The sequence below is a fragment of the Pseudoalteromonas sp. DL2-H2.2 genome, assembly GCF_021532535.1.
Lineage (GTDB): Bacteria > Pseudomonadota > Gammaproteobacteria > Enterobacterales > Alteromonadaceae > Pseudoalteromonas > Pseudoalteromonas rubra_A.
This window is the reverse complement of sequence record NZ_JAKGBD010000001.1, coordinates 355,566-368,584: the sequence shown is the minus strand read 5'-3', so window position 1 is coordinate 368,584 and position 13,019 is coordinate 355,566. Positions and strand designations below refer to the sequence as shown.

General features: G+C 48.8%; 14 protein-coding genes. 7 read left to right on the top strand and 7 right to left on the bottom strand.

Going from position 1 to position 13,019, the window contains the following annotated elements:
• The first annotated feature begins 238 nt into the window (after positions 1-238).
• Positions 239-721, top strand: coding sequence for a GNAT family N-acetyltransferase (locus L1285_RS01425; protein ID WP_235410679.1), 483 nt, complete (start codon positions 239-241; stop codon positions 719-721).
• A gap of 117 nt (positions 722-838) precedes the next feature.
• Here the strand turns inward: L1285_RS01425 and L1285_RS01420 are convergent, their stop codons facing one another.
• The 7 genes from L1285_RS01420 to L1285_RS01390 form a co-directional block, all read right to left on the bottom strand.
• Positions 839-1,333 (bottom strand): hypothetical protein, encoded by a 495-nt coding sequence (locus L1285_RS01420; RefSeq protein WP_125781219.1) that lies wholly within the window; start codon positions 1,331-1,333, stop codon positions 839-841.
• A gap of 1 nt (position 1,334) precedes the next feature.
• A complete protein-coding gene (locus tag L1285_RS01415) occupies positions 1,335-1,526 on the bottom strand; it encodes a hypothetical protein (RefSeq protein WP_125781217.1) in 192 nt (63 codons plus the stop codon).
• Positions 1,527-1,612: 86 nt separating this feature from the next.
• Positions 1,613-2,101 (bottom strand): DUF2314 domain-containing protein, encoded by a 489-nt coding sequence (locus tag L1285_RS01410; protein ID WP_125781216.1) that lies wholly within the window; start codon positions 2,099-2,101, stop codon positions 1,613-1,615.
• A gap of 106 nt (positions 2,102-2,207) precedes the next feature.
• Positions 2,208-3,011 carry an SDR family oxidoreductase gene (locus tag L1285_RS01405; protein WP_235410678.1) on the bottom strand — a complete coding sequence of 268 codons (804 nt, stop codon included), beginning with the start codon at positions 3,009-3,011 and terminating at the stop codon, positions 2,208-2,210.
• A gap of 252 nt (positions 3,012-3,263) precedes the next feature.
• The gene (locus L1285_RS01400) at positions 3,264-3,545 is read right to left on the bottom strand and encodes a YciI family protein (RefSeq protein WP_235410677.1); all 282 of its coding nucleotides are present in this window, start codon (positions 3,543-3,545) and stop codon (positions 3,264-3,266) included.
• A 166-nt stretch (positions 3,546-3,711) separates the two neighbouring features.
• Positions 3,712-4,077 (bottom strand): hypothetical protein, encoded by a 366-nt coding sequence (locus L1285_RS01395; RefSeq protein ID WP_235410676.1) that lies wholly within the window; start codon positions 4,075-4,077, stop codon positions 3,712-3,714.
• A 154-nt stretch (positions 4,078-4,231) separates the two neighbouring features.
• Positions 4,232-4,804 carry a uracil-DNA glycosylase family protein gene (locus L1285_RS01390; RefSeq protein WP_235410675.1) on the bottom strand — a complete coding sequence of 191 codons (573 nt, stop codon included), beginning with the start codon at positions 4,802-4,804 and terminating at the stop codon, positions 4,232-4,234.
• Between the two features lie 229 nt (positions 4,805-5,033).
• Between L1285_RS01390 and L1285_RS01385 the strand changes: the two genes are divergently transcribed.
• From L1285_RS01385 to L1285_RS01360, 6 genes are all read left to right on the top strand, one after another.
• Positions 5,034-5,330: a hypothetical protein gene (locus L1285_RS01385; protein ID WP_235410674.1), complete on the top strand. Its 297-nt coding sequence runs from the start codon at positions 5,034-5,036 to the stop codon at positions 5,328-5,330.
• A 2-nt stretch (positions 5,331-5,332) separates the two neighbouring features.
• The gene (locus tag L1285_RS01380; protein ID WP_235410673.1) at positions 5,333-6,904 is read left to right on the top strand and encodes a PepSY-associated TM helix domain-containing protein; all 1,572 of its coding nucleotides are present in this window, start codon (positions 5,333-5,335) and stop codon (positions 6,902-6,904) included.
• A complete protein-coding gene (locus L1285_RS01375) occupies positions 6,901-7,233 on the top strand; it encodes a DUF3325 domain-containing protein (RefSeq protein ID WP_235410672.1) in 333 nt (110 codons plus the stop codon). Before L1285_RS01380 ends, L1285_RS01375 begins: the two co-directional genes overlap by 4 nt.
• A gap of 710 nt (positions 7,234-7,943) precedes the next feature.
• Positions 7,944-8,651 (top strand): SDR family NAD(P)-dependent oxidoreductase, encoded by a 708-nt coding sequence (locus tag L1285_RS01370; protein ID WP_046006304.1) that lies wholly within the window; start codon positions 7,944-7,946, stop codon positions 8,649-8,651.
• A gap of 100 nt (positions 8,652-8,751) precedes the next feature.
• A complete protein-coding gene (locus tag L1285_RS01365; RefSeq protein WP_235410671.1) occupies positions 8,752-9,843 on the top strand; it encodes an efflux RND transporter periplasmic adaptor subunit in 1,092 nt (363 codons plus the stop codon).
• A complete protein-coding gene (locus L1285_RS01360; RefSeq protein WP_235410670.1) occupies positions 9,840-12,983 on the top strand; it encodes an efflux RND transporter permease subunit in 3,144 nt (1,047 codons plus the stop codon). The genes L1285_RS01365 and L1285_RS01360 overlap by 4 nt, the downstream gene beginning before the upstream one ends.
• Positions 12,984-13,019: the final 36 nt, after the last annotated feature.

Below are 13,019 nucleotides of genomic sequence, written 5' to 3'. Positions count from 1 at the left end.
TGAATTTTTGCGTTTAAATTCTCCTTTTTAATTACTACTTCCTTGTTTTCCGCAGCGCTCGCCAGATCACATTTTTACTAACTGAGCTGCTTTATAGCCAAATCGGTGGAATCCTCTGACCTGGCAGCTTACTCCTTCATTATATGCATCAGTCAGACGCACTCTGTGCGCTTTATTCATTAACAAAATGCGCTTACACTGGACAACAGTCATGTCCACTATAGGAATTAAATTGTCAATGAGTATTACCATCCGCCACGCTCAGAAGAGCGATGCAGCCACTATATTGCATTTTATCAATGAGCTAGCAGTCTATGAGAAAGAACCAGATGCTGTGCTTAATACTGTTTCTGACATCGAACAAAAACTGTTTGGCGATGATGTACGCGCTCACGCCCTGATCTGCGAGCAAGATGGCGAGGCCATTGGTTTTGCCGTGTATTTCTTTAATTATTCTACCTGGCTTGGCAAATATGGCCTGTATCTGGAAGATCTGTATGTTGCCCAGGATCAGCGCGGGCAGGGTGCAGGAAAAGCGCTAATGAAGTTTCTTGCTCAGCTGGCCATTGAAAAAGACTGTGGCCGCTTTGAATGGGTGGTGCTCGACTGGAACAAACCCGCAATCGATTTTTACAACAGCATAGGTGCAAAACCACAGGACGAGTGGATCATCTATCGCCTGACCGGTGATGAACTCAGGGCGTTCGCGGAGCAGTCTTAGTCAATGCAAAGTGAGCCATTACCCTCTATCAACCCTGAGGACTTTGGCTTACTAAACAAATATCAAAGATTAAAGCTACTTTTTACCAGTAAGTGCGCTTTACCTAATTACACCTATCTAGTTTTGACTAGGAGTTTCGTTGTGAATTATTTTGATATCAAATATCTGCTCGATAACCATTTCAGGAGAGGTGGACAGCGACCAAACAGCAAAATATAAGATTCCCGTGATTAGAACGAATAAAAGAGAACCCAAAGCACCTTTAAATATATCGAGCAGATGATTTGGTTTTATATTACTCAACTCTGAGTGGACTCTTGCAGAAAAATATTCCTCACGTTCCTTGAGATCTTCTTTAAGGACGTCAGATAAAAACTTTTGGGTAAGAACTGTCGCTTCGCTCCGGTAAAACTCAAGCTGTGCATCTGACATCGACAGCTCATTAAAGGGTTGAAGATCGATTTCCTCAGGATCATTTCCATTATTCTTGACCTTATAATCCTTTATAAATTGTATTTTTTGCCGCTTATACACAGAATATGAAATAATTCCATGTATATCATCATCTGTATCAACTAGCTGATCGTAAATGTAATTGTATTCCTTTGACAATTTAGCCCCTTGATTTCCTTATTGATGATGATGCGTTTTTCCAAGCATCTCGAAGCTCTTCGCCTGACAGATGCAAAGCATGATTTCTAAAACCATACATAGTTGTAGCTCTAGATGTAGCCTCTTGCTGACTCAACTCCCCACGAGCAGCTCGACTTACCGCCGTTGATTGAAAGATATTATTTAATTTCATAGTTTACTCCGACTTCGAGTTACAACTAGATTGTAGCATATAAAAAGACCAGCGCTGAACCAAAGCAAACTAGTACCTTTAATCAATTAAACATACTTGCCCTGCATTTCTTGTAATTCGCGGGGCAGTTCTACGCCCTCACGTTCAGCAATGGCAAACATGGCACGCTGGGTGAAGCCGCCATAGATATTGCCGTCCTTATCCGTGATCTGCCAGTCCTCAATGTCATCGAATTGGCAGGTGTAGTTGTGCGCCAGCTTGCCCTGATGTGTCACAGGCGGGGTCACCAAAAAGACGCTGAGTTCATCCCCTTTGATCCCCTCAACGTGCGCGCCAAGGTGCTCTGACACGCCACAATCGCTTTCAAAGTAAAGTTTAACGAAGGCATCTTTGGGAAACTGACGATACAGGGATTTGAATTCATCTAATGATGCCTTGGCATCCATCACAGCCTGGAGCAGCAAGGGATCATTTGGATCGGTTTCCAGCGCGGGATAATCCTCAGAACTCGAGCTATAGCGATTATGTAACCAAAAGGCCAGCACAATAAAAACGACAATTAAACCCCAATACATAGGCGCAAACTCCTTGTGATTGCAACATCTGCTGATTTGAGCTTAGCAAACTAATTCGCCAGACAAAAGCCGGTATCCTGAATATACCGGCCCACTTTGACTTAGCTTAATTTGATTTAGGCGCTGCGCTACTGCCCGCGAGGATCCCACCATCCACATTCAGTTCAATACCCGTTACATAGGCGGACTCATCAGAAGCCAGATACAACACAGCATAAGCGACATCACTGGCATTACCCATATGACCAAGCGGGATATCGGCCGCTATACCGGCAATGGCCGCTTCACGGGCTGCGCCTTCACCTAACATGGCATCCCACATGGGCGTGAGAATGGCCCCGGGGTGCACTGAATTACACCGGATCGGGTAGTTTTGCTGCGCACAATACAGAGCAACTGATTTACTGTGATTGCGCACGGCCGCTTTGCTGGCTGCGTATGCGGCGGCTGCCGGGATCCCCACCAGCCCTGAACGAGAAGAGATATTAACAATACTGGCCGCTGCCGATGCTTTCATTAGCCGTATCCCATATTTGCAGCCTAATGCAACGCCGTCACTATTGGTGCGTTGCACTGTGTGCCAGCTCTCTAAATCCAGATGCTCAGGATCATGCGGACCTGCCGCTTCCAAAAACCCCGTTATCCCGGCGTTGTTAACCAAAATATCAAGCCGACCAAATTGTGCTTTGACGAAGGCTTCCGCCTGCTGCCAATGCGACTCTTGCGACACATCCAACAGATGAAAATGGGCATTTTCTCCAAGCTTTTCGCACAGCTGTGTTGCAGCTTCCGTGTTTTTGTCGGTGATAATGACGGTTGCGCCTTGCTCAACAAAGCATGTTGCCACTGCGGCACCAATGCCACGAGCTGCGCCTGTGATCAGGGCTATTTTGTTATTTAGTCTGGCCATAATGTTCTCCGTTTATAGCAATCCGTTGGATTGCTGCAAAGTGGTGTTACAGACAAAGTAACCAAAGCGCAGTCAAAATAAGAGTGGCAGAACAAGCCATAGCGATATCATGCAAAGCAATAAAAGGAATGTAAGCTGAATTGATATCAAAGCATCAAAACTGGCGCGTGGCCACTTTGCTATACCACTATCAATGCGCGCTCTAATGAACGCCCAATTATAGGTTTTGTTCAGCAATGCATTATTGCTGATTCAAAGGGTTAGCAGTTGTGATAAACCACTGGCAGTCTTGCTTACTTCAATTTCTGTGATCTCGTAATTCGCCAGTCCGGCGAGGTAAAAAGGGTCGTTGTGTAGAATGGCTTCTAATTCAGTTTGATTTTTTGCGGTGGCGAATATCATTCCTCCGGTTCTGGGAACCTTTCTGCCGGATGCTAAAAACACACCTTGCTGATAATACTGCTGCAAAAACTGACTGTGCGCAGGCAAATGTGCGTCAATTTCTTCCAGCGTAACGGTGTACGTGATATTCACTACGAACACGACTTATCGCTCCTGCGAATTTGTATTATCAGCTAAAACTGTTTTAAAAACCGCCACAAGTGTATAAGCCCACGTTCACTTTGTAAACTAGCATACGGCATTTAACCATCGCCGCACTCTGATATTGCATGCGCTATCGTATAGGTTACCGTATGCGTTACCGCGCGCGTTTAGCCTTGGGCGCCATATTCATTAAAAAGCTGTCTTTGTTGACCAAAAAGCCGCAAATACTACTGATAACAATAAAGATACCGTACATAGATCCGATATATACCCAGTCATTATTCTCGGCCAGTAACATCACGCACGTACCGTCATTGACAAAAAACACGTTTAACACAGAAAAAACGAACACGCTGCGATAGTAAATTAAATTGCCGGTATGACTGGCGAAAGAGGAGAGAAGCAGTGCGAATAAACCAAGGTAGAAACCGATAACGGACAGTGCGCCCGTTTGATAGCTTGGGTAGAGTGCCAGCAGGGACACCACAATAGCTGACCAACCCGAAATTCGATAGAACATGTTCAAATCCTTTGAATGTAATTGTTAAAATTTGTAATTCTAACTCACCCCAAATTATGAGCCATACAGTACCAAATAGCAACCCATATGAGTTAATTCATTTTCCAAAAGTTTACATTTGCGGACCAAAAAGCCTGTAAACACAGGGTTTAACCTATTCAAGATTTCCTAAAACATCCCGAACTCTGGCCCTTAACGCGGGTAATACTTCGGCCTCAAACCAGGGCCGTTTCCGTACCCATAATTGATTACGCGGACTGGGGTGGGGCAATGCGATTTGCCCGGGTAAACCCGCTTGCCAGTCGGTCACCGCCTGCGACACACTCACGAAATCGGCTAAGTGATAGCTTTGCGCATATTGGCCAATCAAAATGGTCAATTCAATTTGATTAAATGCCGCCAGCAGCGGTGCACGCCATGTCTGAGCACAGATTTTAGGAGGCGGTAAATCACCAGATTTTCCCTTACCCGGATAGCAAAAAGCCATAGGAACAATGGCAAACAAGGCCGGATCGTAAAACTGGGCCTCTGTCACGCCTAACCACTCTCTGAGTCGTCTGCCGCTGGCATCATTAAATGGTATTCCGGTTTTTTGTACGCTCAGGCTGGGTGCCTGTCCGGCGATCAGAATTTTTGCTGTGGGTAGCCCCTGGATCACGGGCCTGGGCTCAAAAGGCAGGTTTCCCCGGCACACAGTACATTGCCTCACACGCTCAATAATATCCAAGACTATTTCCTCGCAACCTCACAGGACCTTGCCAGTATATCAGGCTGCACTCGAATTAAAGAGGGCCAAAGTAAGCTCATAAAATATTCAGGGCTCAAGTCGAGTGGAATTTGATATTCCTTTTGACATTATTATTTGTACATTTAACGCATTTGCTAATGATAATTACTGTTATTTATAGCGCGATTCAGTGATAATTCGCCTCCCTATTTTTGATCAAAGAACAAGTATGCCGCTATCGTCTTACTTTGCTTACTTTACAGCTTACCGACTGAATGTCGTTGCCCGGTTTGCAATGGCTATTTTCGGAGGGTATGCACTCACTGCGCTATCTATCAGCCTGATGAGCTTGCTGCTTCCTGTTTCCAAAGTTGATGCTGTGTTATTCAGTGTGTGCCTGAGTGTGCTCATTCACTGCCTTATATTTATCGCCGTATTTGCAATAAAGTCACTTCGCTTCCTCTGTGGCGGATTCCTGCTGCTTGCTACTTTGCAATTTATGCTGCTCCTGATACTAAGAGGATAATAATGAAAGACAGTTTTTTCCGTTCCATGACCTGGCTACACACTTGGGTTGGACTGTTGTTTTGCTGGTTGTTATGGCTGGTCTTCTTTGCCGGCACACTGAGTTTTTTCCGCCAGGAAATTACCTTATGGAGCAAACCTGAGTTGCATCAACACAGCATGGCAGTGCAAAGCTCACAACAAGACTTGCTGGATTATGGCTTTAACCGCTTAAACAGTGAGGCGCCAGATGCTGCACGGTGGTGGATCAGTTTGCCGTCCGAGCGCAATCCTCTGCTGCGTGTTTCGCATCTGCCCTATGCCCAGCCAGGAGAAAAAGCCAGCTGGGTGAATCATAATCTGGCCGCCGACAGCAAAGCTCCCATAACAACGAGGGAAACCAAAGGAGGCAGTTTCTTTTACCGACTGCACTTTGACCTGCACTATATGGACCGCACAACCGCACGCTGGATAGTCTGTCTGGCGAGTCTGTTTATGCTGGTTGCACTGATCTCCGGCATCGTGATCCACAAGCGTATTTTTAAGGATATGTTCCAGTTCAGAACCGGCAAAGGCAGCCGCAGCTGGCTGGATGGCCATAACCTGAGCTCAGTACTGGCCTTACCGTTTCACCTGATGATCACCTATACCGGTTTGATCACACTCATATTCACGCTTTTTCCCTATCCGGCACAAACCGTCTATGAAGATGGAGTAAAGGAATTCAGAAAAGACTTCTACCCGGAGCGGCAGCGCCCCCAGCAGAGTCATGAAGCGTTGAGCACACCAGCATTCGCTCAATCTCTGGATCACTTTTTTACTAACTGGCCAGAGCAACCTATTTCGCGCATCATCATAGATCATCCCCAGGATGCAGCGGCGGTAATGAAAATCTACGGTGCTAACCGCAGCGAAATTAAAGACGAGCAGGCCGTGTGGCTCTACTCTGGTAAAACGGGCGAGTTGCTGGACACTGTGCATCTGGAAGACAGCGCTGCGGCGCAATTGTATGGCGGCATGATTGCCATGCATACCGGCCGCCTGGCCTCTGCGGGCTTACGCTGGCTATACTTCCTCTGCGGTCTGGCAGGTTGCGCCATGATAGCCACAGGGTGCGTAATGTGGGCCAAACGGATCCGCGAGCGTCAAAAGCCCACTCAGTCAGCCAGTTTTGGCCTTAAGCTGGTCGAGTCTCTCAATCTGGCTGCCATCATGGGACTGCCGCTGGCTACCGCGGCTTTCTTTTATGCCAATCGATTACTGCCCGTCGATCTCAACGGCCGTGCCGATCAGGAAGTACTGGCGTTTTTCCTAACCTGGGCCGCTACCGCCCTGTTCGCCGCCAAATGGCGCAGCCAACAAGGCTGGCGCACCCTGGCACTGGTCAATGCACTGGCCTGGCTGCTGTTGCCGCTGTGTAATGCGCTGACCACACAAGGCAACTTACTCAGTTACGCAAGCAATGGTCAGTGGGCCTTGTTCATGTTCGACATACTCGCTTTGTTGGCCGCAGCCGTGTTCTTCTGGCAAAGCAACAAGCTTCAGTCTGCACAGCAAACCCGACCACAACGCGCACGCACGGAGCGTGCAGCATGATGTATCTGATTGCGACCTTGCTGTGCCTGGGCAGCTTTACGGCGTTCGCGCTGGCTAAAACGCCACACTACAAGGCGGTGTTTGGTACCCGGCCTGATCAGACACTTAGTCAGCGTTATCTGATCACAGCCTGGATCATGCTTTTACTAACACTTGGACTGAATATCAGCCAGGCTGTTGGCTATGGCAGTCTGATGTTCTGCGGCCAGATGGCACTTGCAGTATTGCTACTGGGAGTGATGCTCGCTTTCCGGCCACGCTGGGTAAGATCATTATTTTACCTACTCCCTGCAACAACGCTGCTAGCAACAGTGTTATCCATCCTGTAAACGCACTTACTATAAAATGAGGCTGATTTAATTCCAGCCTCATTTTTACATTTAATATCATAAACTTACCATCATTCATCTACTATTCCCGGTGCTCCGACAGAGCAAAAAATTACCAAGTTGCTTAAAATCCCCCCGTGTTTTCGGCCTATTTTGCACTTAGATAAACCCGTCCCTTAGTAAAAACCTCGATCTGAGCTGCCCTGTGTGCCGCTGAAGTTAGTAAAATGATGATCTCATAGGGGTGAACAGCCATATCAGTTGGTAAAAATACGATCTGAGTATAGGTAGAGTTAGTAAATTGCTGATCTCTGTTTCGATCATTCTGACAAATAGGTTAGTAAAAATATGATCCAGCCTTTCCTGTGACGCTATCAGCTCGTTATTTTTGCGCACAAAACCGAGTCACAACCGTCAAAAATGGCGGCCTTTTCATCAGAACTTGCTGTCACGCGCTTATAGTTAGTAAAAATATGATCTGAACAGGGCTCAGTTAGTAATACCTTGATCTGGATGATGATACAGTTAGTTAATCCACGATCCGAAATCTCATTTAAGTTAGTAAAATAGCGATCTGTTACGTTTGGGAGGCGATTCGATGGTGTCGCAGCGCCAAGTTAGTAAAAATCCGATCTCATCCGGCAGATCCAATTGCCTGGATGACCCGTTTAATAGAAGAATAAAAGCACAACCTAAGCAGAGGAAAGCAGGTGATCATTTTAATTGTAGGCGGCTCAGGCGGTATCGGACAGGCACTTGTAAAACGTTTTGCCAGTGAACAACCCAAGGCCCAAATTTATGCAACATACCGCACCACAAAACCCAACATTGAGTCCAGCCATATTCACTGGGTTGAACTTGATGCAAGCCGGGAAGAAGACGTTCGCGCTTTAGCTAAACAACTGCCAAATGTCGATATGCTGATCAATGCAACAGGGCTGCTACATACCCCAGACAAACTGCCGGAAAAATCCATTCAGGAATTTGATCCCGACTTTTTTAACGAAAACCTCAAAGCCAACACCCTGCCAACACTGTTGCTGGCCAAACATTTTGCCAAGGCACTAAAAGCCAAACAGACGACTTATTTTGTTGCCCTGTCTGCACGCATTGGCAGTATTTCTGATAACCAACTGGGTGGGTGGATAAGTTATCGCAGTGCAAAAGCCGCACTCAATATGGCGCTCAAAACCATCAGTATTGAATGGCGCTACAAACTGCCAAACTGCTGCGTACTGGCGTTTCATCCGGGCACCACCGACACAGCCTTGTCTGTGCCGTTTCAAAAAAACGTGCCGCCCGGCAAACTATTTACTGCCGATTTTGTGGCACAGAGCCTGATTGACCTGATCCAGAGTAAACAGGCATCAGATAGCGGCGGGTTCTATAGTTATGATGGTTCAGCGATCACCTGGTAAACCATAAATAGCAAAAAACGCATGTTTAATCGCAAATCGCATGCTTGATGGTCAAAAGATCCATAGAATTAAATGAAAACTATTATCATTAGAGGCTTATATGCAGATTACCGCACGCGTTATCGCAAGCGTTATGCTGATCGCCACTGTGTTGTTTTACAGCAACACGGGCACAGCGCAAACCACGCAAGTTGAGGTTTACACCCCAAGTGCGACAAAGCAACCCAGGGTGATGACTCTCAGCGGCTCAGTCGAGGCCAGGCACCATGCACAGCTGGCCAGCCAGGAGTCGGGACTAGTGCAAACTCTACTTGTTGATGCCGGTGATACCGTCAACAAAGGAGTGCCTTTACTCAAACTCGACGCCACACTGGCCGAGCTAAACCTGGCCCAGGCCAAAGCCGGTGCTCAGGCAGCAAAAATCTCGGTTGATGAAGCGCAGCGACTGTTAGATGAGGTGGAAGCCCTGTCTAAAAAGCAGAGCGTGGCGCAAACGCTGATTGGCGAGCGCACCGCAGCGCTGGCCAACGCCAAAGCAGAACTGATAAAACAACGCGCTTTGGTCGCTCTAGCCCAGGAAAAACTCAATCGTCACACACTGTATGCCCCCTTTACAGGCGTCATCGGGCAACGCACCGTGGACATGGGCGAGTGGGTCACGCCGGGCAATTCGCTCTTTACCCTGGTTGCTGAGTCGGACTTGCGGATTGTGGTCAATGTGCCGCAGGAATACTTCCCTCTGTTACGCTCAACACCCAACCTTCCTGTTATGGTCACGCCTGATATCAACGCAGCTAAGCCCATCAAAGCACAGATCAGCCGCATCGTCGCTGTAACCGATCCATCCAGCCGCACCTTCACCGCCCACATTGATTTAACCGACTCCATGGCGGTACATGCGCAATTTACCCCGGGTATGTCGGCCCAGGCCGATCTGCTGTTGAGCGCACAAGATGGGGCTGTCTGGATCCCTAAAAAGGCGGTTAAACAACACCCAGATGGCGGCAGCAGCGTGTTTATTGCCGATAACAACACAGCCAAACGTAAGATGGTAACCATCACCGCTACACGACCAGACTATGTTGCCGTGACTGGTCTGACAGGAAACGAGCCGGTGATCACCACAGGCATTGAGCTGTTAAAGGAAGGTACACAACTTCAGATAAGCGCCAGGGCAGGTAACTTACAATGATAGAATCAGCGGTAAAACGCGGCACCTTGGTGGCCGTGATGGTATTGATCACCACCATTTTAGGGCTGGTATCAGCACTGAACATTCCCGTACAGATGATCCCGGACCTGGAGGTCAGAACCATTACGGTGCAAACGGGCTGGCCAGGCGCCACGCCACAGGATGTAGAAAAAGAAATCCTGATAGAGCAGGAGCGCTACCTGCGCAGCTTGCCAAACCTGCAACGTATGATCTCATTTGCCGAAATGGGCGAGGCCACCATAGAGCTGGAGTTCCCCTTCGGCGTTGAGGTCAACGACGCCCTGATCCGGGTCAATAATGCGCTCAGTCAGGTGCCTGCTTATCCGGAAAATGTCGACCAGCCGCGGCTGTTTTCCAGTTCCTTCTCCAGCAACGCTTTTATGTTTTTCCTGCTAAAACCCCAGCCGGGTAACCCATTACAGCTGGACATGGACTTGCTGCGAGATTATGCCGAAGATTATATTCGCCCCCGTATGGAGAGCGTCTCCGGAGTCTCTGAGGTAGGCATTGGCGGTGGTGCACAACGGCAGATCCAAATCAAGGTCGATGCCGCACGCCTCGCCCAGCGCGGCATCAGCCTGAGCGATGTCAGAACCGTGATCCGCGACCGTAACCGTGATACCTCAGGGGGTGATATCGAAAGTGGTGAAAGCCGCTACCTGTTACGTGTGATTGGCCGTTTTGAGCAACTCAACGAACTGGAAAACCTCATCATCAAGCGTGATGGCAACGCCAATGTTCTGCTCAAAGATGTGGCCAGCGTCACTCTGGATCACTTCGAAACACGCGGCGTGTCTTATTCAAACGGGGAGCGCACTTTACGCCTGTCGGTACGTCGCGAAAGCGGCTCAAATGTACTCGATATCAAAGAGCAAATGTTGCCTGTGGTTGAGGAAATTAATCAGCAATTACTGGCACAAAACGGCCTGGAACTGACCCTGCTCAGCGACGATGTGCGCTATGTAAAAAGCTCACTAGAGAACGTCTGGACCAACCTGGCGCTGGGTGCACTGCTGGCTACTTTAGTTATGTATTTCTTCCTGCGCTCAGGCCGTGCGACTCTGGTTGGTGTGATGGGGATCCCGTTATGTACCATCGCCGCATTCTTTGCGCTGATGAGCTTTGGCCGCACCATCAATGTGATCTCGCTGGCCGGGGTTGCCTTTGCCATCGGCATGACAGTGGATAACACCATAGTGGTGCTGGAGTCTATTGTGCAGGCCAAACGTGAAGGAGTCAGCCGGCGCTTAGCCGCCATCAATGGCGTGAAGGAAGTCTGGCCTGCGGTACTGGCATCCACTGCTACCACAGTCCTGGTGTTCGCCCCGATTTTATTTGTGCAGCAGGAAGCCGGACAGCTCTACTCAGATATTGCCATTGCCATTTCTGGTGCCATTATCGCCTCTATGCTTGTCGCCATTTTTGTGGTGCCCGTAGCGCTGGCAAATTTTGGTAAAAAACAGGATCTGGAAGAAAAACGTCAGGTTGAACTGGGCACTTACTGGCTGAAGTTGTCTCAGCTGTTTACCCGCACCACCACTGAGGCACGCATTGCCAGTGCCGCGTTTATTGTGGTTATTATGGGTCTGGCCGCGACGTTAATGCCTGCCGCCGAATACCTGCCGGAAGGGGAGGAGCCCAAAGCCTTTTCTATGATGATAGCGCCACCCAACTATAACCTGACCGAAATGGAAAAAATTGGCACCGAGTTGCGCGCCTATTTTGATGGTTATGTACAGGCCGACAACAGCGACTTTTTAGCTGGTAAAACGGATATGCCACCACTGGAATACTACGCCATGTCGGTGTCGGTAGGGCGGATCTGGTTCTTAAGTGCCCCGGTCGAGCCGGAGCATATTAATCAGATGATGAATGCCATCACAGACAAGTTCAGAAGCTATGAAGGTATGCGTGCATTCTCTGCGCGTGGTTCAATTATTTCCAGCAACGATGGCGGAACACGTGCCGTGGCCGTCGATATTGCCGGTGCGAATATCACCGATCTGTACAGCGCGGCGGAAGCTGTGTATGCAGAGGCAGATAAACTTTTTGACAAGCCCCAGATCAACTCAGACCCCAGATCGCTGACGCTCGACCAGCCACTGATTGAGATCCAGCCTCGCTGGGCACGACTGGCAGAGCTTAATCTCGACAACCGGGATTTCGGTTACGCGGTGGCTGCTATGAGTGATGGCGCGTACGTAGACGAGTTTATCCTGAACGATGACAAAATCGACATGTTCCTGTTCAGTGGCGCAGGCAATCGCCAGACCATAGAGCAGCTGTCTACCACACCTATCATCGCGCCCAACGGGCAAATTCTGCCACTTAATGCGCTGGCCGATCTGGTTGAAAGTAAAAACAGTAATTCAGTGCGCCGCGTTGATGGCAACCGAACGGTTACTGTCTATATCATTCCACCCAGAGACGTAGCACTGGAAACCGCCGAGCAGATAGTCCGTCAGCAGCTGTTACCTAACCTCTGGCAGCAAGGCAAAATTGCCCAGGGCATTAAGGTCAACATCAGTGGCGCGGCAGATCAGCTGGAGGCCACTAAGTCGTCGCTGTCTGGCAACTTTGTGATAGCACTGGTGCTGAGCTACCTGCTGTTGGTGGCGATTTTTACCCACTGGCGTTACCCGTTGTTTATTCTGGCAACCGTGCCGCTGGGCATGGCCGGTGGCTTGCTAGGACTGGTGACCGTGAATGGCATCAACAGTGCCTTATCGGCAATGGGGCTCAGTGCTTTCCATCAGCCGTTTGACATGATCACTATGCTGGGCTTTTTGATCCTGCTGGGTACTGTGGTCAATAACCCAATCCTGATTGTGGATCAGACTCGCCGTTACGTGATGGAGCAGGGGCTAAAGGTCAAAGAAGCAGTTCAGCAGGCTGTGGCAAAACGCCTGCGACCAATACTGATGTCAACCACCACCACCATTTTTGGTCTGGCGCCCCTGGTGCTTATCCCCGGAGAGGGCACAGAATTGTACCGTGGCGTAGGTATTATCGTACTCAGCGGTATTCTGGTTTCAACGCTGCTCAGTCTGACCTTTTTACCGGCATTGCTGGTTGCCGTTATTAAGGACGAAAAGCTTAAGGATGAAAAACCGGCCTAAAACAGCAAAGCCCGAAGCGCGACGCTTCGGGCTTTG

Excerpts from the sequence above, each read along its gene's own strand:
- L1285_RS01425 (WP_235410679.1), top strand. The coding sequence starts at position 239 with ATGAGTATTACCATCCGCCACGCTCAGAAGAGCGATGCAGCCACTATA.
- L1285_RS01415 (WP_125781217.1), bottom strand. The coding sequence starts at position 1,526 with ATGAAATTAAATAATATCTTTCAATCAACGGCGGTAAGTCGAGCTGCT.
- L1285_RS01410 (WP_125781216.1), bottom strand. The coding sequence starts at position 2,101 with ATGTATTGGGGTTTAATTGTCGTTTTTATTGTGCTGGCCTTTTGGTTA.
- L1285_RS01405 (WP_235410678.1), bottom strand. The coding sequence starts at position 3,011 with ATGGCCAGACTAAATAACAAAATAGCCCTGATCACAGGCGCAGCTCGT.
- L1285_RS01395 (WP_235410676.1), bottom strand. The coding sequence starts at position 4,077 with ATGTTCTATCGAATTTCGGGTTGGTCAGCTATTGTGGTGTCCCTGCTG.
- L1285_RS01385 (WP_235410674.1), top strand. The coding sequence starts at position 5,034 with ATGCCGCTATCGTCTTACTTTGCTTACTTTACAGCTTACCGACTGAAT.
- L1285_RS01380 (WP_235410673.1), top strand. The coding sequence starts at position 5,333 with ATGAAAGACAGTTTTTTCCGTTCCATGACCTGGCTACACACTTGGGTT.
- L1285_RS01375 (WP_235410672.1), top strand. The coding sequence starts at position 6,901 with ATGATGTATCTGATTGCGACCTTGCTGTGCCTGGGCAGCTTTACGGCG.
- L1285_RS01365 (WP_235410671.1), top strand. The coding sequence starts at position 8,752 with ATGCAGATTACCGCACGCGTTATCGCAAGCGTTATGCTGATCGCCACT.
- L1285_RS01360 (WP_235410670.1), top strand. The coding sequence starts at position 9,840 with ATGATAGAATCAGCGGTAAAACGCGGCACCTTGGTGGCCGTGATGGTA.